This window comes from Coprococcus sp. AM11-30B (assembly GCF_027674365.1).
GTDB lineage: Bacteria > Bacillota > Clostridia > Lachnospirales > Lachnospiraceae > Allocoprococcus > Allocoprococcus comes.
On the sequence record NZ_JAQDVB010000023.1, the window covers coordinates 15,427 to 38,532 of the forward strand.

The window sequence follows — 23,106 nt, forward strand, 5'->3', positions numbered from 1 at the left end:
AAAAGAGATGCGGAAGGAGTTTTATACAGGGCATCTTTTTGATGTATATCGTTATTTTGGAGCGCATAAAGAGGGTGAAAATTTTATTTTCCGTGTGTTTGCGCCATCGGCAAAAGGAGTGTGCGTATTTGGAGAGTTCAGTAACTGGACAGAGATCCCGATGTATCAGGAGGAACAGAGCGGTGTATATGTGTCAGAGCCAATTCCGGCGAAGACTGGTCAGCTGTATAAGTACTGCATTTACACAGCAAATGGAGGAAGGGTAGAGCACTGTGATCCATATGGCTTCCAGATGGAATTAAGACCAGGAGATTGCTCAATCTTAACGGATCTTTATAGTTATAAATTTAAGGATGAAAAATGGATGAAGAACCGGACAGTCGGATTTGACAGTCCGGTCAATATCTACGAGATCCATGCAGGATCCTGGAGAAAAAAAGGAGAAGGGAAGACCGACTGGTATACTTATATTGAGCTTGCAAAGCTTCTGATTCCTTATATAAAAAAGAATCATTATACTCATATTGAGATGATGCCGCTTTCCGAGCATCCTTTTGACGGATCCTGGGGATATCAGAATACCGGATTTTTTGCGCCGACCGCACGTTATGGAACACCGGATGAGCTGAAAAAATTTGTGGATGAGTGTCACCAGGCAGGAATTGGTGTGATCATGGATTTTGTTCCGGTACATTTTGCAGTCGATTATTATGGACTGAAAGAATTTGACGGAACCTGTCTGTATGAATATCCAAATGCGGCAGTAGGTGAAAGCGAATGGGGAAGCTGTAATTTCATGCATTCCAGAGGGGAAGTACGATGTTTCTTACAGTCGGCAGCAAATTACTGGCTGAGTGAGTTCCATTTTGACGGAATCCGTATGGATGCAGTCAGTCGTCTGATCTACTGGCAGGGTGACGAGGCCAGGGGTGTTAACGGAACGACACTGGATTTTCTGAAGGTGATGAACCAGGGACTAAAGTCCCTTCATCCGACAGCCATGCTGATCGCAGAAGATTCCACCAATTTTCCAGGTGTTACCAAACCGGTTGACCAGGGAGGACTTGGTTTTGATTACAAGTGGGATCTTGGCTTCATGCACGATACACTGGAATATTTCCAGAGTGCACCAGAATACAGAAGCAGAGATTATCATAAGCTGACATTCTCGATGATGTATTATTATAATGAGCATTTTTTGCTGGAATACTGTCATGACGAAGTGGTACATGGAAAGGCAACGATTCTCCAGAAGATGAACGGAGAATATGAGGATAAGTTCCCACAGGCAAGAGCTATGTATCTGTATATGATGGCGCATCCTGGTAAGAAGCTGAATTTCATGGGAAATGAATTCGGTCAGCTTCGCGAGTGGGATGAAAGCCGCGAGCAGGACTGGGATATCCTAAAATATCCGCTCCATGATGCATTTCACTGTTATATGATCGAACTGAACCGTATCGGTCAGGAAAATGATGCATTCTGGCATGATTATGATCCGGAGAATTTCAAATGGCTGGACTGCCATCAGGAAGAACGCTGTATCTATGCGATCAAAAGAAAAGGAAAAAATAAGAACTTTATCGCGATATTCAACTTCTCAGACGAAGAACAGGAAGATTACGAACTGGATACCGAAGAAGAAGGAAAACTCAGTGTGATACTGGATACGGACTGGGATGAATATGGAGGAAATACAAAAAAGAAAAAGACATTGCCGGCAAAAGCAAAAAAGGGGACGCATGTGACGCTGGACCTGCCGCCGTTTTCGGGGATTTTGCTGATGAGTTAGGTGATGGGGAAGGGACGCCCGGGGCAGAACGATATTTCTGCTTTCGGGCGCGCTTTCGCTCCGCAAAAAACGCAGCGGTACTAAGTTCGGTGATACCGCAAGCGTATCCCCTCACTAAGTGCCGGCGTTTTTTGAGGGCCCGCCAGCAGAAGTATTGTTCTGCCCCGGGCTGTGCTATGACACCAGAACCGCATCGGCGAAGGGAGAAGACGGCACCATACTAAGCGCACAAAAAACTGATACCAGAGGGACGGCATCCGCTGCGCATCGCCTGGATGTGGTGTCTGACGGGAAGTGGTGGCAATGGATTTGCAGAAGTACTGGAGGTATATTGATAAGGTATAAAGTTTACGTTCCTGAGCAACCTATCCCACTGAAATTAAAATAGTATTTTCCCAGTGCGGCAGCGAAGCGCCTCCGCACAACTTGTACTGGAGCGACAAACGCAAGCACCCATGCATTCGGAATGAACCCCATCGGAAACGTCGGTACTTAGTGAGAGGATGTCGTCAGACATCATCGAACTTAGTATCCGCTACGTTTGCGGACTAAGCGCGAGCGGGGGTGAATCCGAATCCATGGGTGCGTAACTTTGTCAACCACCTACAACTTACAAACTTCCCTGTCGTAAGTCATCAGCCCGTTTATTTCATCTTCGATGTCGGAGAGTTGTGTATATACTGCTCCGCACAATCCTTGTTCTTTGAGGGGGTCGATTTCTTCAGACATAAGTTTATGATAGGCTGCCTGGAATTCTTCCTGTGAAGAGCAGATTTTATATCCGTATGTCTTGCCGGAGCAGGTATGTCCTTTAACCTGGCAGGTGTAGCCTCCGTATTCGGAGATGATGAAAGCGCGGTCAGATGGAGTTACGAACTGCTTTGCAAAGTAGTTATGTTCACTTTTGAAATCTCCCTGCCGTCTGTCAAACCAGCCACTGGCGGAATCGATGAGCCGGGTGTCATCCAGTTCGCGGAATAAGGCAGTGAGCTTTTTTGAATCAAACTGTCCCCAGCCTTCATTGAAGATTACCCAGGTGCTGATGCATGGGAATGCTTTTAGGGCAGTGACAGTTTCTTTGCATTCACGGATGAATTCTTCTCTGCCATGTACATTTTTCCTGCCGAAGAGAGGATGAATCCGGTCACTGGTGTGAAGCTTGAATTTTGGAAAGAGTGCAGGCAGCCAGGTCATGAACGGAGCATTGTAGGTGCCACCGTTTACCATGTCCTGCCAGACGATCATTCCAAGGCGGTCGCAATGATAATACCATCTTGCAGTTTCAACTTTTACATGCTTACGGATCATGTTGAAGCCGAGATTTTTCATGGTCTGGATATCATAGATCAGCGCTTCATCAGATGGCGCAGTGTAAAGCCCGTCCGGCCAGTATCCCTGATCCAGGACTCCATTCAGAAAAAGTGGTTCATGGTTCAGGCAGAAGCGGGGAAGTCCTTTTTTATCCGGTTCGATGGTAAAGGTACGCATTGCAAAATAGCCGGTGACTTTATCTTCGCCTGCTTGTATCTCAATTGTATAAAGATAAGGATCATCAGGATTCCAGGGATGCATATTGTTGACGTCACAGTAGCAGGAGTAACAGCAAAGAGAGTCAGACTGATTGGTGCAGATCCCTTTGGAAATCAGGCGACCGTCCATGTCTCTGACGTGACAGACAACCGCTTCGGCATCGCTGCATCCGGAAATCGGATGATTTAAAAGAAGGGATACGTGTACCGTCTCTTTTTCATATAAAGGGGTGAGTTCCAGTTTTTTGACATAGACAGCCGGAACCCATTCCATCCATACTGTCTGCCAGATTCCACTCTGGGCGGTGTAGAACATTCCGCCACGCTTTAATTTCTGTTTTCCAACACTGTGATAAGAAGTGTCGGAACGGTCTTCAATGTGTACAGTCAGAGTGTTGCAACCCTCCTGCAGAGCATCTGTGATATCAGCAGAAAATGGAAGATATCCGCCGATATGTGAGACAACTACTTTTCCATTTACCAGAACTTTCGCATACTGATCGACTGCACCAAAATGCAAGATGCACCGGGATCCGTCGGAAGGAAGGCACTTGACTGACAGCAGACGCTCACAGAGCATTTTTTCGTGCGGCTTTAACTGGAAACCGGCACCGGAAAGAGGGGCTTCCGGAGAAAAAGGAACGAGAAGAGTTCCTTCTTTGGTTATGGTATTTTTTTCTGAAAGAACTGTGTAATTCCATTCTCCATTCAGGTTGATATATTGATCGCGGATCATTTGCGGACGTGGATATTCTTCCAGTATGTGCTGCGGATCAAGAGCTTTTCCCCAACGGGTAGTCAGTGTCTGATGGGAAGCTTTTCTGGGAAAGATCCGTACACTTGCAAGTGCTGCTAAAAGATTCATAAAAAAACCTCTTTCGTTAAATATTCTTATAGTCTATTGTACCATGTGACAACAAAAACACCGCACATTTTATAGAAATTTTAGAAATGAAAACAGTGGGGAAAAACGGATTGTAAAAAAGAAAGAATCAGTTTATCATAAGAATATAAGAAAAGATGAGCTGTGAGAACACAGACAAAGAGCAGGCAGGAGGAAATACCGATGAAAATAGTTTTAGATACACATGCACATACCATTGTCAGCGGACATGCATACAATACGATACGTGAGATGGCACAGATGGCGAAAGAGAAAGGACTGGAGGCATTTGCATTGACTGAACATGCACCGCAGATGCCGGGAACCTGTCATGAGTTCTATTTCCAGAATCTGCATATCGTACCGCGTGAAATGTACGGCGTGAGACTGTTCATGGGTGTGGAACTGAATATTATGAATGAAAAGGGAGAGGTTGACCTTCCGGAGAGCACACTTTGCCAGATGGATATTGCAATTGCAAGTATTCATGGACCTTGTTATAAAGGCGAGCGGACGGAAGAGGCAATCACGGCGGCATACCTTGCGGCAATGGAGAATCCGCTGATTCACATTATTGGACATCCGGATGACGGAAGATATCCGGTGGATTATGAACAGCTGGCCAAAAAAGCAAAAGAGACAGGAACCGTTCTGGAGGTAAATAACGGTTCGTTAAGACCTGGCGGATTCCGCGTGGATACCAGGAAAAATGATTTAAAAATGCTGGAATACTGTAAGAAATACGAAGTTCCGGTTACGATGGGAAGCGACGCACATATGGATGTAGATCTTGCAGATTACAGTTATGCGCTTCCGGTGATCGAGGAGAGTCATTTTCCGGAAGAACTGATCGTTAATACTTCTGCAGAGCTTCTGAAATCATGTATTCGGTATAAACGGAATATGTGGAAACAGAAAAAAGTGAATTGTTAATACGTCACTTACGTTAAAAAAGCCTGGATGAAAGATAGAGAAAAGACTTGATATCTAGTTTTTAATACTATATAATATCTATATTGAGGTGAAAAAGAATGACGATAAATACGGAAGATTTATTAAACAGTATCCTGGAAAGTGTCAGCAGAATTGATTATATTCATCCGGTAGATATTCCGAATATAGATTTATATATGGATCAGGTAACAACTTTTATGGAGGAACAGCTCAGTTCGACGAAGCGTTATGAGGATGATAAGATCCTGACGAAAACGATGATCAATAATTATGCGAAAAACAATCTGCTTCCGCCTCCGAACAAGAAAAAGTATTCCAAAGAGCACCTTCTGGTTTTAATTTTTGTCTATTATTTTAAAAACCTGCTCTCAATCAAAGATATTGAGATTTTGTTAAAGCCACTGACAGACAAATATTTTGCTGTGGATTCGGAATTTGACATGGAAAGTATCTATGAAGAAGTCTGTAAGATGGAAAAAAGCAGGATCGGAGAGTTGCAGGATAGTATTCGTAAGGCGTATGAGACTGCTGAGCATTCTTTTGTATGTGTGGATGATGAAGAAAGAGAACAGCTTCAGAAGTTTGCCTTTATCTGTAATCTCAGTTTTGATGTGTATGTGAAAAAGCAACTGATTGAAAAAATGGTGGACGAACTTCCAAAGCCGGATAAGAAAAAATAAAAGCGTTAGCTTTTTTAAGAAGAATAAAAAAAGGAACGGATTTCAGATTTTGAAATTCGTTCCTTTTTGCTATTATGTGTTTGGCAATAGCTGTTACTATCAACTCCTGCCGGTGTCTGTAAAATTAAGATTCGGATTCTTCAGCCCCTGCCTGAAGTCTCTCAAATACCATATCGTATCCATCATTACCATAATTAAGAGAGCGGTTTACGCGGCTGATTGTTGCTGTGGAAGCACCAGTCTTTTCTGCAATCTCCAGGTATGTTTTCTGATCACGTAGCATCTTAGCTACTTCAAAACGCTGTGAAAGCGATAAAAGCTCATTGATCGTGCAGACATCTTCAAAGAATGTGTAGCATTCTTCTCTGCTTTTCAGACTGAGAACGGCATCAAATAAAGAATCGACCGCTTCTGTTCTGATTTTTCTACTCATTATATTATCCCTCCATGACAAATAATCAATAAGAGTGTGACATAAACTGCCCCACTCATTCATACAATGACATATTAGCACATTAAAATTTTAAAGTCCAGATATTTTGCAAAATTTTACAGATAAGAAAAAAGGAGCTGGATTTTTCTATTTTTACGACGAAAAATAGGGACGAGAGATTCTTTGACACCCCACTTTTTTTATAATATAATGATGCAATAGAGCCTCGAGAGAGGAGAAGAAAGAGGAACAAAAATATGAGTATTTATGATACATTAAATGACAGACAGCAGGAGGCCGTTTTCTATACAGAGGGCCCGCTTCTGATCCTTGCCGGAGCAGGATCCGGTAAGACACGTGTCCTTACACACAGGATTGCCTGGCTGATCGATCAGATAGGTGTGAACCCATGGAATATCCTGGCGATCACATTTACGAACAAGGCAGCCGGGGAGATGCGTGAGAGAGTGGATCAGATTGTTGGATTCGGTTCGGAGAGTATCTGGGTGAGCACCTTCCATTCAATGTGTGTGCGGATCCTGCGCAGATATATTGACCGGCTTGGGTATGATACAAATTTTACGATTTATGATGCAGATGATCAGAAGACACTGATCAAGGATGTGTGTAAATATTTGCAGATTGATACGAAAATGTTTAAGGAACGGTCGCTTCTTAGTGCGATTTCTTCTGCAAAAGATGAGCTTGTCACACCGGAAGAGATGACACTTCGTGCGGAAGGGGATTGGGCGAAAAAGAAGATTGCACAGGTTTATACCGAGTATGAAAAGCAGCTGAAAGCTAACAATGCACTCGATTTTGACGATCTGCTTTTAAAGACGGTACAGCTTCTTCAGACACAGCCGGACGTGCTGGAGTATTATCAGGAAAGATTCCGTTATATCATGGTGGATGAGTATCAGGATACGAATACGGTACAGTTTAAGCTGGTAAGCCTTCTTGCCGGTAAGTATCAGAATCTGTGTGTAGTTGGTGATGACGACCAGTCGATCTACAAATTTAGGGGTGCGAATATCATGAATATCCTGAATTTTGAAAAAGAATATCCGAATGCGAAAGTGATCAAGCTGGAACAGAATTACCGTTCCACATCCACAATCCTGAACGCCGCAAATGAAGTGATCCGTCACAATACAGGACGAAAAGAGAAGTCGCTCTGGACCGAGAATGGTGAGGGGGAGAAGATTCAGTTCCGTCAGTTTGATTCTGCTTACGATGAGGCGGATTATATTGTCAGTGATATCAAAGAGAAGGTGAACAGTGGAAAAAGAGAATATAAGGATTTCGCTATTTTATACAGAACCAATGCGCAGTCACGTATATTCGAGGAAAAGATGGTGGTATCCAATGTTCCGTATAAGATCGTTGGTGGAGTAAACTTCTATGCAAGACGCGAAATAAAGGATCTGCTGGCATATTTAAAAACAGTAGATAATGGAAAAGATGATCTGGCAGTACGGAGGATCATCAATGTACCGAAGAGGGGAATCGGACTGACAACTATCGGAAGGGTGCAGGATTATGCAACGGAACGGGAGATCAGTTTCTATGAAGCAATCCTGGCTGCAGGATCGGTTCCGGGAATCGGACGTGCGCTTGGCAAAATCGAATCCTTTGCAGCCCTGATTGAGCATTTTAAAGCCGAAGGCGAACGCATGAGTGTAGCGGAATTGATGGATGAGATTATCGATGCGACTGGATATGTAGAAGAACTGCAGGCAGATTCTGATGAAGAAGCAGAAAGCCGTCTGGAAAATATTGAAGAGCTCCGGAATAAAATTGTTGCATACGAAGAGTCCTGTGAAGCAGAAGATGAAAAATCGACACTTTCCGGTTTTTTAGAGCAAGTGGCATTGGTTGCAGATATCGACAGTCTTGATGAGGAGACGGACTATGTGGTGCTGATGACTTTACATAGTGCGAAAGGCCTGGAATTTCCACACGTCTATCTCGCTGGCCTGGAAGATGGGATTTTCCCAAGCTATATGACGATCACGGCAGATGATCCGGCAGAGTTGGAAGAAGAGAGAAGACTCTGTTATGTGGGAATTACCCGTGCAAAGGAGAATCTGACGCTGACCTGTGCAAGACGACGGATGGTACACGGTGAGACACAGTATAATAAGATGTCCAGATTCTTAAAAGAGATTCCGCTGAGTCTGCTTTCTACCGGTGCCTTGTTCAAAAAAGAGCAGACAGAGGAGAAACCAAAGGTATCTGCTTACCGTCAGGCAAAGCAGGCATTTGCGACAAAAGCGTTCGCAGCGACAAAGCCTGCACAGCAGTTTACTGTGACCAAGGGAAAAGGTCCGGGATATGATGTGGGGGACAGAGTGCGTCATATTAAGTTTGGGGAAGGTCTGGTGACACAGATCACAGAAGGCGGACGAGACTATGAAGTGACTGTGGACTTTGATACGGCGGGCACGAAGAAGATGTTTGCCATGTTTGCAAAACTGCAGAAAATTGACTAAAATTGCACTATGTGCCTAAGAAACACATTCTTTTTCGGAAAATCTGTGCAATATGGTGGAAATTATGCATGGATTTGTGGTATACTAGCTATAAACAATGAGTGAGCCGAAGCAGAGAGTGACGGCAGAAAGGGCGTGTATGGAGATGAACAGAATCGAAGAATTACTTGCAACAACGAAACTCAACGATATGATGCATAAGAAAGATGATGATCAGAAGACAACTGTTCTCTGGATTCTTGCAATTATCGGTGCGGTAGCAGCAGTTGCAGCAATTGCATATGCAGTATATTGTTTCTTTACTCCGGATTATCTGGAAGACTTTGAAGAAGATTTTGACGATGATTTCGACAATGATTTCTTCAGCGATGAAGATGAAGTACAGTAATATTAAGAAAGCAGCGAAGGCAGGAATTGTCAAAGATTCCTGCCTTTTCTATGTGAGGGTATATAGATAGATGAAAAAAGGACAGGTATTAGAAGGATATATAGAAAGGGTAGATTTCCCGAATAAAGGATTTGCCGTGGTAGAGGACGAAGAAAAAAAAGTGATTGTGAAGAATACCATTCCGGAACAAAAGGTGCGTTTCGCGGTGAATAAGATACGAAAAGGTCAGGCAGAGGGACGGCTTCTGGAAATTCTGGAGCATTCACCGGAAGAATGTCAGCCGGCATGTCCGCATTTTGGAGTCTGTGGCGGATGCACTTATCAGAATCTGCCGTATGAAAAGCAGGTGGAGATGAAGGAAGCACAGATCCATGCAATGATGGATGCGGCGGTTGATGGTGATTATATCTGGGAGGGTGTTAAAGAAAGCCCGGTCAGAGAGGCATATCGCAATAAAATGGAATTTTCTTTTGGAGACGAATATAAGGACGGACCTCTTGCACTTGGCATGCATAAAAGAGGCAGCTTTCACGATATTGTAAATGTTACAGAATGCAAGATTGTGGATGAGGATTTCAGACGAATTATAAAGGCTGTTCTGGAGTTTGCGACAGATACAGGTCTTCCGTATTATCACAGAATGCGCCATACTGGATTTTTCCGTCATCTTCTTGTGAGAAAGGCAGTTCGCACCGGAGAAATTCTGATTGATCTGGTAACAACATCGGAGGCACAGCTAGATGAAGCCAGACTGGTGGAAAAGCTTACCGGTCTTTCTTATGATGGGAAGCTTGCCGGAATTCTTCATACAACCAACAACAGCCTTGCGGATGTGGTAAAAGATGAAGGAACCAAAATTTTATATGGACAGGATTATTTCTATGAGGAACTTCTGGGACTGAAGTTCAAGATCACACCATTTTCTTTCTTCCAGACTAATTCCCTTGGCGCGGAAGTGCTTTATGAAGCAGCAAGATCTTATATCGGTGAGACGAAAGATAAGGTAATCTTTGATCTCTACAGTGGAACCGGAACGATTGCACAGATCCTTGCACCAGTGGCAAAAAAAGTAGTAGGTGTGGAAATCGTTGAAGAGGCAGTAGAGGCTGCAAAAGAAAATGCTGCTTTAAATGGACTCGATAACTGTACCTTCTGGGCTGGAGATGTGTTGAAAGTAATCGATGATCTGGGTGAAGTACCGGATCTGATCGTATTGGATCCACCAAGAGACGGTGTGCATCCGAAAGCACTGGAAAAGATCATTGATTTTGGTGTGGAAAGAATGGTTTATATTGCCTGCAAGCCGACCAGCCTGGCAAGAGATCTGGAGATGTTGCAGGGAAGAGGATATCAGGTTGAACGGATTGGGTGTGTGGATCTTTTTCCGAGCACGGTTCATATAGAAACGGTCTGTTTGCTGTCAAGAAAAGCCCAATAAATAAAGGCTTAATAGTGACAAGTAACTATTTTGTCGCAGAGAACGGTGTGACCCGAAGGTCACGCCGTTTTTCTGTGTTCATAGGTTGTTTGCGTGATGATAGGCTCGGAAATAACGGGAATATCTACATCGTCCACGAAGTTGAAGAAAATCTTCACTTTCTGCTTGCGCGAGCCGCTGGATTTGTCCGGGGCATAGACGATGATTTTCTTGATATACTCGTTCACGATGGTCTGTGTCAGCTCCTCCACATCCACATATTTCTGTGTCAGGGCGATAAAGGCATCCAGACCGTCGTTCATTTCTTCCCGCTGTTCCACCCATTCTTCGATAACTTCAATTTCGAGCTTTAACCGTTCCTGCTCCGCTTCATAGTCCGCAGACATCTTTCTGTATCTGTCCTGATTGAGATTTCCAAGAACATAGTCCTCGTACAGCCGGGCGATGATGACATCCAGATCGGCAAGGCGTTTCTTTGCCTGTTCCAGCTTCTTTTTGTCATCCCGGATGCTGCGCTCCTGGTCAGTCCTGCGGCATTGCAGCCATTCCTCCTGAAAACCGTCCACATCGCTTCGGATATACTCATTGACTGCCCGGATGCGTTCCAGAACGATTTCACGAAGCACATCTTCCCGGATATAGTGGGCAGTACAAGTACCACGGTTGCTCTTGTAGTTGTTGCAGACGTAGTGATCCTGCTTGCCCTCAAAGCTTTTGCTTGTGGCAAAGTGGAGCTTGCCGCCGCAATCGGCACAAAACAGAAGCCCGGAGAACAATCCCTGCCGTTCCGCTTTTGCGGGGCGGCGTTTGTTTTTCCTCAGTTCCTGCACCCTGTCAAACTGTGCCTGAGATACAATCGCTTCCTGTGTGTCCGGCAGATAAAACATATTCTCCGGCTCATTGGGAATCCGCTTTTTCAGCTTGTAGGACTTGGAATAAGTCTTGAAGTTGCAGGTACAGCCTGTGTACTCCTGCCGTTCCAAAATCCCTGCAATGGACTGGTTGCCCCAGTGGTACGGTCTTTCCGGCATCGGCTTTTTCTTTCGCTTGGCATAGAGTGCCTTTGCGGTCATAATCTGCTTTTCTTCCAGAATCCTTGCAATCTGCTCCGGGCCTTTGCCGTCAATGCAAAGGTCGAAGATGAGCTTGACTACCGGAGCCGCTTCTTCATCCAGAATCCAGTGATCCTTGTCCTCCGGGTCACAGCGGTATCCGTAGGGCGGTTTGCCCATGTGCTTCCCACTGGTTCCTCTCTGCCGCAAACTGACACGGACTTTCTTGCTGGTATCACGGGGATACCACTCGTTGAACAGATTACGGATTGCGGCGAAGCCCTCGCTGTCTCCCCGGTTGCTGTCTACGCCATCATTTATAGCGATAAAGCGGACATCATAACTCGGAAAGATAATATCCGTATATTGTCCAACAGTCAGATAGTCACGACCAAAGCGGCTGAGGTCTTTGACCAGCCAGCAGCCCACAAGCCCCTGCTTGACAAGCTCAAAGCCTTCCTGCACACCGGGACGATTGAAGTTCGTCCCCGTATAACCGTCATCCACCAGAATTTTCAGGTTTGTATACCCGTGGTCACGGGCATATCGGGTTAAATACTCTCTCTGATTTGCGATACTGTTACTCTCGCCTTCCTGGGCATCCTCGTTGCTCAGACGGCAATAGAGAATGGTAATTTTCTGCTGATCCAACATAATATCCTCCTTCGGTGGTTGGTCAGCCGACAGTACCGTTGTGCATATTGGAATTATATCATGCTTTTGTGTCGCAGTCATTAACAAATCACCCCCTTGTCAGAAAAAATGAGCCGTTTTACCTTGTCGGTAAGTGGCTCATTTCCATCACACTCCGTTTCAATCACATACCATGTGTTTCCGATCTTGCACTCAATGGTTTTGCAGAAAGAGGACTGTGCCGCTTCCCAACGCTTGCGGCATTCTTCCAGAAAATCAATAGGCGGCTCAAAAATCGGATCGAAGCAGGAGCAAATATCAATATAGCCGATGGCATCGTTGATTTCTTCCATCGGGGCATCTTCCATAATCATCTTGTTAATTTCATCTACGGTTTTCTTCATAGGCAAATAGTTCCTTTCTTAAATTTCCATGTCCTGTCCACGATTGCGGGCAGGGTGTTTGTGTTCATACAGTTCCTTTCCCCTGGCGAGGATGGCATTGATAAAAGCCCAGACCTTTTCAGATGCAATCTCAATCGCATCCAGGAAAGGCTGGGCTTTTTGTTTCAGCTCCTCATAGTCTTTGTTCAGTTTTTCAAAACGGTCTTTCCATATCTTTGCGTTTTTATCTGCCTGCTCGAATTTCTGCTTGTATTTCAGCTTCTCAGACTTTTCCGCAAAGCTGCTGACCGCATAATCCTTTAGCGTGCGGCACTCATCCACCGTCATGGTAACATTTCCCGTAATGGGATTTTTCTTGCCCATCGACTCAATCTCATGTGCAGTCATAGCAACAGACTTAGCAGCCTGAGTTTCCTTTTTCAGAGCTTCCAGTTTCTTTTTCTGCTTCTCCGTGGCAGCTTTGGCATCCGCTAAGCTCTGCTCGGCCTGTGCCACCTGTCCGGTCACAGCTTCCAAACGCTGCTGTTCGGCCTGTACCTTGAACTGTGTCACCGTCAGATGTTCTTCGGTGCTGCCACATTCTCCACGCTCTACATCGGTATAACCAGCGTTTCGCATGAAATTGAAAAAGTCATCCTGCAGCACACTGTAGGACGACTTCAAAATCTTTTTCCCTTTTGCGTTCAACATAGGATTTCCGTTTTCATCAAGAACGGGTTTGGATTCCCACTTCTTACTGCGGCTGACCTGTGTGATCGTTTCCTTTACCGTTCCCCGGAGGGATTCATCCTTGCATCGCTTCGACCACAGGATTTGTTTCTCCACCACCGGGATATAAACCACATGAAGGTGATAGTGGTACACATCCTCACCCAGAGCTTCCGACATTGCCCGGTTGCGCTCGTCGGCATGCATTACAGCGGAGAGGATATACTGCTCACCGCCCACGATCTCCACGGCGGCTTTATAGGCATCGGCATAAAACTGTTTTGCAAACTCATAGCCGCCGTGGTTGTAGAAATAAGTGGAGTTCACATCGAAAACCAACTCGCCATATTTGACGGCATCCGGTTTCAGCCCTCTGGTGGAGATGATCTTGTCCTGCTCCATCTGCTCAAACATTTTTACATAATCGTCAGTGGGAGACTTGAAGTGAACATTCAGCGCAGTACGTTCCGGCACGATGTCCACATTGGAATAACGGTCTTTTTCACGCTCATTGTGTTCCTGTACTTTTGTCACATCATCCGGAGTTTCCAAGTCCTGATTTCTGGCTAAGGTACGATCAATTCCATCATTTCTTGCCATAGATTTTTGTCCTTTCTTTAAGATTTGCAGACAGCGGAGGGCTGAGGAACGGCACTTTTTCAAAGTGTAATAACCCACTATTACACTTTCATCCATGCTGGCTACAAAGTGCCGTGGGCTCTCCGAGGGCTCTCCCGAGGGGGAATGCGGTCACTGCGGTGACCTCTGCTGACCAAGGCAAAATGTCTGCGCCTTTTACCTTGGTCAGCCCGTCTGCATGAAGCTGTTCTGCGGAACATTTCTTGCAGACGATGGCAGCGAAAACCGTATCTTTCACTGCCTGTCCATGGGCAGCACTGCGGTGCGCCTATGGGGACGGGAGATGCGGAGGGCTGTTGCCGGGGTATCACTTCTCCCGTCTTTTCTGCCATACGATGTCGTAACCAAGCACAGCGGCAAGCTCCAATACTTCCTTGTATCGTATACTTTCCCGCTGTAATTTTGCGGACAGGTTGGAAACGCTGTCGCTCCATCCGTACTCGTCCGAGAGCAGGTCAACAACTTCCTGCATGGTCATCCCGGCACGGATGATCTGTGCCTTTATTTCGTTGCGTATATTCATATTGATAAAATCCTCCATAATTCAGTTCATGTGTCGGTGCAACCTCTGCGCTCCAAGGTGGAGTGGATGCACCGAACAGTGAAAAATCTGCAATCTCCGAAATCCGTTCAGAATTTCGCTTGTGATGTCCTGTCCATATATGACCATATCCCACTTTGCCGTTTTGTGTGGTTTGGTCTGGAACAGTGAAAACACCCATTGTTCCGTGAACAGGGTACACGGTTCAGAGAAGCACGATTTCGTGAAATAGTTTCGTCCTGCGGTCAAAAACTTTGCTGTTTCCATTACCATTGATTTTTAATGCCCGAAAACAGGTCAGCTTTGAAAGCTGCTGTTTCCTATAACGGAAGAAAACAGGGGTAAATGCTGCGTACATACGTACAGAGCATGACTGGCAAAATCAATCCCGCCAGTCCTCCGGTACGTACGTACACGGCGAAACATCGTAAAATCCATTTATATGAGGTCTTGCCACAGCTTCCACGCCCATAAAGCCCCACACCCGCCGTCCGGCAGAGTTGGTGATGTTGTTGCAATGCTCCAGATTGAATCTCCCGGCATTGGCAATCATGGCATCGCTGAAGCTACGGGCTTTCAGCGGTGCAAGGGAGTTTTCCTCACACCACATCCGGTAGATTTCATAGAAATCCTTAGAGCTGATGGAAGCATCCGCTTTCAATCGGATGTATCCCTCCGACTCCATGAAATCAAAGATATTGTTGTTGTCACGCTTGACCGCTTCCCGGTTTTTCCGGATACGGTCACTCTCCGTAAACTTAAAGTTGTTGGCAACAAGCCGCTGTAAGCCTTCAAATGCCCACAGGAAGATACCCTCGGCTTCAGCTTTCATCTTCTCTGCAAGGTCAGGATCATCGGCTCTGTCCATGGGCTTTTCTTTGGTGGTCAGCACAAGCTGTCTGCGGTAAAAACCATCGCTGCGATCATATAGGGCTTGCAGATCACCATTGCTGAATGCCAGCAACCGGGCAAACATCCAGCCCTGATAACTCTGCTTGCCCTTGCGTTCCAAGTCCATTTTGCCCTGTGCCGTCACGATGGATTTTACATAGCTGGTCTGACGCAGAGCTTCCATCCGCATATCATCATCCACGCACAGCAGGATGTGTTCCAGATCGGCACGGGCAAAACGGTTTTCAGAAATCTTCCCGATGCTGCCGTCTTTCATATTCGTGCCGAAGATGGTGGACAGCACCGCACCGATTTGAGATTTACCCTCGCCACCGTTGCCTTTAATCACCATCATGCGCTGCCCCTTGTTGGAGGGAATCAGGCAATAGCCGATAAACTCCTGCAAAGTTGGAATGTCCTCGGCGTAAAGCAACCCATCCAGAAAGTTCAGCCAGATCACCGGTGCAGGAGCATCGGGATTATAGCCGACAGGCAGACGGCTTCGCACGATAGCCGGTCTGCCTTCGGTGAAAGTGCCGTTCAAGAGCAGCGTACCGTTGGCAACATGGATGCGATCCTGCTCCGGAGGGAAGTCAGACACCTGCGCTTCCAGTTTCAGCACTTCCAGAATGTTGGTGATCTTCCGTGGGATGTTGTTCACGGCACAAAATTTCAGCTTGTCGTAAATCTCCCCACGCAGAGGAAGGTCATCCGTCACTCGACCATCGGGCGTGAAAAAAGCTCCGTTTGCGAAGATGATTCTGCGCTCATGCAGAAATTCTTCACAAAACAGAGCTTCGTTGATGTTCTGCCCGTCAAACCAGACAGGAAAATTCATATTAGGCGTTTTCCGGTTCTTCGCCACGGTGCGCCACCTCCTTTTTCTTTTGTGCGGTATACTCTTGCAGAAAAGCAATTTTGTCGTCCTGCATCAGCTTGTCCACCAATGCCACCCGTTCTTCCAGATCACCCACCGTCAGCACATCTGCCATATATTCGATATAGCAGTGCATCTGGCAGGCTTCCACAAAACGGTCATCCAGAGCATCTTCCGGTGTCTTGGGTGCGTATCGTATTTTCCAATCTTCCAGCAGATGCAGATAATCCGTCAGCACCCGGAAACACAGCATTTCATTCTCCCGGAACTGACGGATATAGGGACGCTTTGGCTTGACCATAGCTGCGGCAGTGGGCGGTTTCGGGTCAAGCCCGAAGTCCGCAGCCAGCTTTTGCGCTGCTTCATAACTGCTCAGATCGAACAGTCTTGCCACAAGGTCGATTACATCCCCCTTGGCTCCGCAGCCGAAGCAGAAGAAATAATCCTCGTTCAGCTTCAAGCTCGGATGCCTGTCGTTGTGGAACGGGCAGCAAGCCATACCATTGCGGTTGACATTCAGCCCGTAGTGTTTTGCGGCTTGCTTTACGCTGATTGCCGCCTTGATGATTTCATAGATTGTCATAGAAAAACCTCCGTTCATAGTATTTAGAAAGCACGAAACACCCGCCGTGATTGGCAGGGGTTTGGCTCCTTCTACTATGGTTATGCCGGATTTTTCAAAAAACAGGCTAATCGGAGGACAACCCCGTTTCAAAAAACAGGACAACTTATGGATAGATGTAGATTTCTTTACATTAGCATGATAGAATTAAGAAAATGAAAAAACAGGACAGGAGGGGCAAGCATGAACCAAGAACTGATGACATTGGATTTTTGGCAGGATACGGTCATATATGAGGGAAAAACACTTCCTGTCGGCGCTCTTGCCTGTGATGCGCTGAATGTCCCTGCGGATACCATCGCAAAGATGAACGAGCAATGCGAGAAAATCAATCTGCTGCTTGGAATATTAAACGCCGGACAGGATGCTTCTGCACTCTGTCCTATTGCAACGGAAGCTGCTCTGACGATGCTTGATATTCTCAGTCAAACACCGCCGTTCTCCTATATGAATATCTCAAAGCACAGAGAACGGATTGAAAAAGTCTTTACTGTGGACAATGCGCTGAAATATGTGGAGTTTGCCATAAAAGCCGCAACCAATTCTTTGCAATTTGAAGAAATCCAGAACTTTGCCGATGCGATGATGCTCCAACGCTATACCGCAGTTTTCGGGCATCTGGCATACTCCCTTGGGGAATACCAAACGGCCATGCTTGATTTTGCAGAAAAATCAGACGGCAATGAAGCAGAACGCACCGCAGAGGGTTTTGCAAAAATGTTCAGCGACTATTTTCCGCCGGAGTTCTCTATCACGGAGGGCAATGCCTGGATGTCTACTTTGAATAATTCCGTTCAGTATATATCGGTCATCCGTCCCGGCGAAAAAGTTGCGAAGCTGGTCAAGCGGATGCACTATGTATCCTTTGTAGGGATGTTCCGGTCTGATCTTTTTGAGGGCTTATGTGTTGGTCATGCCCCGAAAAAATGCAAAATCTGCGGCAAGTGGTTCCTCACCACCAACGCAAGGCACACCAAATACTGCGGCGGCTATGCACCGGGGGACAAGCTGCACCGCACTTGCCGACAGATCGGCAACCTGAAAGGCAGAGAACAACGGGAGCTTGCGGACGATCATCCGGTGAAACAGATTTATGAGAAACGGCTGAACACCATAAACCGCTATGTGAAGCGTGGTACTCTGGACGCTGATCTTGCAGAGGTTATGAAAAAGCTGGCAAAGGATAAAATGCTTCGAGCGCTGAGCAATGTCGCCTATGCCAAAGGTGATTACGAAAAAGAGATGGGACAGGCTGCTTTGAAGAAAGAAGCAAAATTACGGACGAAATGAGGAATATGTAATGGCACAGAAATATGATTTAACTGATATTGGGAATGCGCTTAGCCGGGTTATGGACAATCCTATGACCAAAATAATCCGTTCTGGCTCTATTGGTGTGTTGGGCGTAGTAAACCCAGTTGCGGGAATTGTAGGCGGAATAGGAAATGATCTTCTATCTGAATACAATACCTTCAAACTCGGCCATCTACTGAACGGTCTTGCATCTGGCTTTAATCTCGAAAGAAGATTGAACGAGCTTTACAACTATGTAAACTCCAGCCCGGAAAAGGCTATTATCGTAGCCAATCTGTTCAAACAAACCGTAAATGCAGAATGCCCAAAGGTTTGCGTTATTTATGGTCTAATTCTTGCAAACCATTTAGAAACACTTACAGAATTCACGCACGAAGAATTGATTGTCTGTAAAGCTTTGGAAAACGCTACGGATTATGATCTGAAGAATTTCAAAGAAATAATGGAGAACTATCTTAAGCCAACATCAAATGGAAGAAGAATTGTATTTCCAAAAGACTTTGCAGATATTGCTGCTTTCACCACCACATGCGATTGGTGTGTATATAATAGAATCTTTGTTTCTCGCACAGCAGAGTGGGGTGAAATGGAAGAAGGCATTTTGGATATGAGCACGTACTATTACGAGGCAAATCCTGCATCTGTTCTTCTGGATAATATAAATGCTGCAAGACAAACTTGGAATTATGGTTAATTATTCCCGCTGATTACTTAGAAGGGAGGTGCGCTATGCTAAATGATTTTTCGTGGAACATGACCGGATACATACCGAAGCACCAAGTTAATCCACACGGTGACGGCATCATCCCCTATGTGGCAGAGCGCATCTTCCAACTGGAACCGAAACCGCCAGCGGTGGACAGTCTGAATGAATATATCCTGTCTGCTTTGCGGGAAAAGAATTTGCTATATTTTTCGTTCTTTCTGCACCACTACGAAACGCAGCTCAACAAGCGCATCAAAGGCTTTCTCAGTGTGGACGGCGGCAATCTGTACGACACAGACCGATTTATCGATATAAAGATCTCCTGCCGGGAGCAAATGCTCCAAAAGCTGATGGACTATGATCCTGCCAAGGGTGCGGAGTATGCTACATACATCTATCCGTTCATCTGGGATTCTATGCTCCGTTTCCGCATGGGCGAAGAAAAATGGTCGGTATCCTCTCTGACCAATTACAAAATGGTGCGATCAATGGCGTGGCTGTACCATAACACCAAAGATGCGGTCAACCAGTTTTCCAAGAAGTATAACTGCGACCTTGCTCTTGCGGAAGAATATCTGAAAGTTGTCCGTGGAATCCGCAACCAGCAGCCGTTCTATATAACGGACGAGGACGGCGAGGAAACAGGCGAGGATATAGCCCTTGACGATAGCTGGAACTATACCGACATCCTCTGGAACGGCATACAAGCAGAAAAGGTACAGCGGGCATTTGAGAAGCTGAATTACCGGGAACAGACCTTGCTCGAAAAACGGTTAGCAATCTGTATGACCTGCGGGCGAGTTGGCTCATGGAAGAACCGCCCCACTTTTGAAGAATTGGCGATTATGTTTGAGGGCAGCACAGCCAGCGGTGCAGAGCGAGCCTACCGGAAAGCGGTGGACAAACTGACAGAACTGCTGGTTGCCGAAGGTGCGCTCCATGCTGTCCGGCTGAAACAGAAAACCAAAACCAAGCGCAAAAAGAAAATCGCCGCCGCAATCTACGAATATCAAGCAGACTGCGACGGCGAATGGGGCGAAATTTCAGTTGATTTTGAGAACGGCACAGCAGAGATTATCCGACTTGCTGATTGGGATACAATTAAAACGAACTGGTTTGCCAAGGAGGCGATCCGGTATATTTTATCATTGTCGCCTGATGCTCTTACAAAATATATGCTCGTCCCCCTTGAGCCGCCACTTATATCTTGAATCCTTACAACCACTGTAAGTGGTATTTGCTGTGTTCCCATGCTATCATTTTATTACAAATGATAGGAGGTATTCACATGAAACCCATTTTGAATATTGAAAATTTAACAAAAATCTATGGCAATGTGCCAAGTCAAACAAAGGCACTGAATGGGATCACCTTCCAGGTGATGCCGGGAGAGTTTCTCGGCATTATGGGAAGCAGCGGTTCCGGTAAATCCACACTGCTCAATTGTATTGCGACTGTGATTCAACCCACAGGTGGAAGCATTCAGGTGGAAGGCGATACTCTGCAATCCCTCAAGGGAAAGGCTCTTGCAGAGTACCGTGGCAAAAAAGTTGGTTATCTATTCCAGAACTTTGAATTGCTGGACAACCTGACTGGCAGGGAAAACATCCTGCTCCCGACTTCCTTGCATGGGGTATCCGAAGCAGAAAGCAGCCAGCGGCTGAAGCAGTTGGCTGACTATCTGGAAATCACTGATGTTCTGGATAAGTTTCCGTCCAAGATGTCCGGCGGCCAGCGTCAGCGTGTTGCGGCAGCAAGGGCTCTGATCTTACATCCCCAAATGATCCTTGCCGATGAACCGACGGGTGCGCTGGATTCTAAGAACGCAAGAAGTCTTATGGAGAAGCTGTCCGGCCTGAATCGTGACGAACAAGCTACGATCCTGATGGTAACCCATGATTCCAATGCCGCCAGCTTTTGCAAGCGCATTCTGTTCATCCAGGACGGCGTGATCTTTCATGAGCTTCGGCGTGGAGACGAAAGCCAGCAGGAGTTCTACGGGCGCATCCTGAAGGTGATGGCGCAACTGGGAGGGGGCAGCGCAAATGTTCTCTAATCTCATTCTTCGGAACAGCCACCGCAGCCGAAAGGAAAACGGTCTGTTTTTCAGCTCCCTGGTGATTTCTATTGTTGCCTTTTACATGATTCTTTCCATCTCCACTCAAGATGTGATGCTCTTTTTGCAGAAAATGGAGAGTGACGCAGTTGACAAACTCCTGCTTCTGATTCCTGCGTTTTATGGGATGACCCTCGGTATTCTGTTCTTTTTGATCTATTTTGCCTGCAAGTATCAGTTCGAGCGCAGACGGCATGAGTTTGGTGTTTATCTAATGTTGGGGATGCGTAGAAGTAAACTGTTTGGTATGCTTCTGGCGGAAGATTTCCTGACCAGTATTCTTGCCATGCTCATAGGCTTACCTGTGGCTGTGGTGCTTTCAGAAATTGTCAGTCTTGTCACCGCCAAGCTGGTAGGCATGGGGATCATCGGTCATCAGTTTTCTTTATCCTGGTCTGCAATTGAATGGACGCTGGCAGGATTTCTGGCAATTAAGCTGACGGCACTTCTGATTTTGAGTGGACGAATCAGCCGCCAGGAGATCGGTACTTTGCTATCCCAGCCAACGAACCGCCCCAAAAAGCAAATGCCATCTGTTATCTATGGACTGGCTGCTATATGCGGAAGTGTGATGTTGGCAGTGGCTTACTACATGGCGATTCAGGGAATTGCATGGACAAAGGTAAGTATGATGGGACTGACTTTGCTGTTGGGCATAGTTGGTACGATGCTGCTTTTCTATGGGATGCGTGCGCTGATTGCTTTGATTGTTAAGAAAGGAAAAGGAAATAAGCAGCTTCATGTATTTACCTTCCGGCAGATTCAGGAGAATGTTATTCATCAGTCAACCTCCATGGCCATCAGCTCCCTGCTGATTCTGGCGGCGCTGTGTTGTTTTGGTGCGGGCGTAGGAATTGCAGGAACGAATAGCCTGTCTTCTGGCCATGTAATCGACTATACTTTTGAAGATCATACTGCAGAAGATTCATCGCAGGTTCTTCCGAATATAAAGGCAGCCCTGAAAGAAAACGGTTTGGAAAATCAATTTTCAGAGCTTTTTGAAATGAGGGTTGGGCGTATTCGCACCACAGAAGATTATGATAATGCCTACAGCATGGACGCTGTTATGGACTCTCTTCGGAGCCTGCCCCAGTCGGAAGACCGGGATGTCCTTCTGAACAATCTTGGTTATGCCACATACCCATATTTGATTTGTTTATCGGACTATAATCGTTTGTTGGAATTGTCCGGCAAACCGGCTCTCCAATTAGGCGAAAAGGAGGCCGCTGTCTATATTGATACAGAGTTTACTACGGTAAGTCGTACCGCAATGCTGAACCAAGTATTGGCCGGACAGCCCAAGGTGGAACTGGATGGTAGTCCGATTCATCTTACAGGAGAGGTTCAGTCTGTGAATTTGGTCACGGACCGTTCTATAACCTTGTCCTTTGCATTGATTCTTCCGGATGAAGCATTCCTATATTATAGCCAGGGAATGTATGATACCTATGTCAATGCGGTGCTCAGTGAGCAGGCTCTGGATGGAAATAGCCTTATGACTGCATATTTGGATTTGAACGAGAAGCTGGACGAAACTGGCATTGAATATGAAAGCTATCTTCAGAATATAGGTCGTCAGCTTTTCTACACCATAGCATCCAGTTATATTACCCTCTATCTTGCGATTGTTTTCCTGGTAGTTGCCAACACCATCGTGGGTGTTCAGTTCCTGATGAGTCAGCAGAAAACCGGGCGCAGATACCAGACCCTGATCCGCCTGGGAGCTACTTACGAAACCCTTTGCCAGTCTGCTGGAAAGCAAATTACCTGGTTTATGGGACTTCCTGTATTGGTTGCGGCTGTCAGCAGTCTGTTTGGAGTCAGGGCGTTATTTACAGGGATACTCTCGTCCCGAACCCGTGGGACAGTGTCTGAAATGCTGCTTGTATCTGCTGCTATGATTTTACTACTTTGCGTGATAGAATATATTTATATGAGAGTGGTCAAGCGCTCCAGTGATCGGTATTTGCTGACACTGATGCAGCCGCAGAGAGAAGAATAATTTGGAAGG

Annotated in this window: 20 protein-coding genes; 11 read left to right on the forward strand and 9 right to left on the reverse strand. The window is 46.0% G+C overall.

Features of this window, described 5'->3' with window-relative positions:
- Positions 1-7 precede the first annotated feature (7 nt).
- On the forward strand, positions 8-1,792 hold the full coding sequence (gene glgB / locus PGU50_RS14265; RefSeq protein WP_270247250.1) for a 1,4-alpha-glucan branching protein GlgB: 1,785 nt from the start codon (positions 8-10) through the stop codon (positions 1,790-1,792).
- Between the two features lie 603 nt (positions 1,793-2,395).
- Here glgB and PGU50_RS14270 read toward each other — a convergent pair.
- Positions 2,396-4,186, reverse strand: coding sequence for a glycoside hydrolase family 2 protein (locus PGU50_RS14270; RefSeq protein ID WP_270247251.1), 1,791 nt, complete (start codon positions 4,184-4,186; stop codon positions 2,396-2,398).
- 201 nt (positions 4,187-4,387) lie between these two features.
- Here PGU50_RS14270 and PGU50_RS14275 point away from each other — a divergent pair, with 201 nt between their 5' ends.
- The gene (locus PGU50_RS14275; protein ID WP_055249273.1) at positions 4,388-5,137 is read left to right on the forward strand and encodes a phosphatase; all 750 of its coding nucleotides are present in this window, start codon (positions 4,388-4,390) and stop codon (positions 5,135-5,137) included.
- Between the two features lie 98 nt (positions 5,138-5,235).
- Positions 5,236-5,838 carry a DUF1836 domain-containing protein gene (locus PGU50_RS14280; RefSeq protein WP_270247252.1) on the forward strand — a complete coding sequence of 201 codons (603 nt, stop codon included), beginning with the start codon at positions 5,236-5,238 and terminating at the stop codon, positions 5,836-5,838.
- Between the two features lie 124 nt (positions 5,839-5,962).
- Here PGU50_RS14280 and PGU50_RS14285 read toward each other — a convergent pair whose 3' ends face one another.
- Positions 5,963-6,271, reverse strand: a complete 309-nt coding sequence (locus PGU50_RS14285) for a YerC/YecD family TrpR-related protein (RefSeq protein WP_022220320.1) — start codon at positions 6,269-6,271, stop codon at positions 5,963-5,965.
- Positions 6,272-6,528: 257 nt separating this feature from the next.
- On the opposite strand from PGU50_RS14285, the gene pcrA reads away from it, so the two are divergent.
- The 3 genes from pcrA (at position 6,529) to rlmD (ending at position 10,592) form a co-directional block, all read left to right on the forward strand.
- Positions 6,529-8,766 (forward strand): DNA helicase PcrA, encoded by a 2,238-nt coding sequence (pcrA, locus tag PGU50_RS14290; protein WP_270247253.1) that lies wholly within the window; start codon positions 6,529-6,531, stop codon positions 8,764-8,766.
- A gap of 145 nt (positions 8,767-8,911) precedes the next feature.
- Complete coding sequence (locus PGU50_RS14295) at positions 8,912-9,154, forward strand: hypothetical protein (protein ID WP_044998722.1); 243 nt, start codon at positions 8,912-8,914, stop codon at positions 9,152-9,154.
- Between the two features lie 70 nt (positions 9,155-9,224).
- Positions 9,225-10,592, forward strand: a complete 1,368-nt coding sequence (gene rlmD, locus PGU50_RS14300; protein ID WP_270247254.1) for a 23S rRNA (uracil(1939)-C(5))-methyltransferase RlmD — start codon at positions 9,225-9,227, stop codon at positions 10,590-10,592.
- A gap of 59 nt (positions 10,593-10,651) precedes the next feature.
- Here rlmD and PGU50_RS14305 read toward each other — a convergent pair whose 3' ends face one another.
- From PGU50_RS14305 to PGU50_RS14335, 7 genes are all read right to left on the reverse strand, one after another.
- On the reverse strand, positions 10,652-12,298 hold the full coding sequence (locus tag PGU50_RS14305) for a recombinase family protein (protein ID WP_330672558.1): 1,647 nt from the start codon (positions 12,296-12,298) through the stop codon (positions 10,652-10,654).
- Positions 12,299-12,378: 80 nt separating this feature from the next.
- The gene (locus PGU50_RS14310; protein ID WP_033121834.1) at positions 12,379-12,681 is read right to left on the reverse strand and encodes a hypothetical protein; all 303 of its coding nucleotides are present in this window, start codon (positions 12,679-12,681) and stop codon (positions 12,379-12,381) included.
- Between the two features lie 18 nt (positions 12,682-12,699).
- On the reverse strand, positions 12,700-13,989 hold the full coding sequence (locus PGU50_RS14315) for a plasmid recombination protein (RefSeq protein ID WP_186877821.1): 1,290 nt from the start codon (positions 13,987-13,989) through the stop codon (positions 12,700-12,702).
- An 88-nt stretch (positions 13,990-14,077) separates the two neighbouring features.
- On the reverse strand, positions 14,078-14,266 hold the full coding sequence (locus tag PGU50_RS14320; protein WP_117856474.1) for a hypothetical protein: 189 nt from the start codon (positions 14,264-14,266) through the stop codon (positions 14,078-14,080).
- Between the two features lie 69 nt (positions 14,267-14,335).
- The gene (locus tag PGU50_RS14325) at positions 14,336-14,551 is read right to left on the reverse strand and encodes a hypothetical protein (protein WP_055228675.1); all 216 of its coding nucleotides are present in this window, start codon (positions 14,549-14,551) and stop codon (positions 14,336-14,338) included.
- Between the two features lie 400 nt (positions 14,552-14,951).
- The gene (locus PGU50_RS14330) at positions 14,952-16,325 is read right to left on the reverse strand and encodes a phage/plasmid primase, P4 family (RefSeq protein WP_330672560.1); all 1,374 of its coding nucleotides are present in this window, start codon (positions 16,323-16,325) and stop codon (positions 14,952-14,954) included.
- A complete protein-coding gene (locus PGU50_RS14335; RefSeq protein WP_186877820.1) occupies positions 16,300-16,920 on the reverse strand; it encodes a CHC2 zinc finger domain-containing protein in 621 nt (206 codons plus the stop codon). Before PGU50_RS14335 ends, PGU50_RS14330 begins: the two co-directional genes overlap by 26 nt.
- A gap of 222 nt (positions 16,921-17,142) precedes the next feature.
- Between PGU50_RS14335 and PGU50_RS14340 the strand changes: the two genes are divergently transcribed.
- From PGU50_RS14340 to PGU50_RS14360, 5 genes are all read left to right on the forward strand, one after another.
- The gene (locus PGU50_RS14340) at positions 17,143-18,249 is read left to right on the forward strand and encodes a DUF6076 domain-containing protein (RefSeq protein WP_270247256.1); all 1,107 of its coding nucleotides are present in this window, start codon (positions 17,143-17,145) and stop codon (positions 18,247-18,249) included.
- Between the two features lie 10 nt (positions 18,250-18,259).
- On the forward strand, positions 18,260-18,967 hold the full coding sequence (locus tag PGU50_RS14345; RefSeq protein WP_055228676.1) for a hypothetical protein: 708 nt from the start codon (positions 18,260-18,262) through the stop codon (positions 18,965-18,967).
- Positions 18,968-19,002: 35 nt separating this feature from the next.
- The gene (locus PGU50_RS14350) at positions 19,003-20,190 is read left to right on the forward strand and encodes a hypothetical protein (RefSeq protein WP_270247258.1); all 1,188 of its coding nucleotides are present in this window, start codon (positions 19,003-19,005) and stop codon (positions 20,188-20,190) included.
- A gap of 77 nt (positions 20,191-20,267) precedes the next feature.
- Entirely contained in the window at positions 20,268-21,035 is a 768-nt protein-coding gene (locus tag PGU50_RS14355) for an ABC transporter ATP-binding protein (RefSeq protein WP_033121505.1), read from the forward strand.
- A complete protein-coding gene (locus tag PGU50_RS14360) occupies positions 21,025-23,097 on the forward strand; it encodes an ABC transporter permease (protein ID WP_055228677.1) in 2,073 nt (690 codons plus the stop codon). The genes PGU50_RS14355 and PGU50_RS14360 overlap by 11 nt, the downstream gene beginning before the upstream one ends.
- The last annotated feature ends 9 nt before the right edge of the window (positions 23,098-23,106 follow it).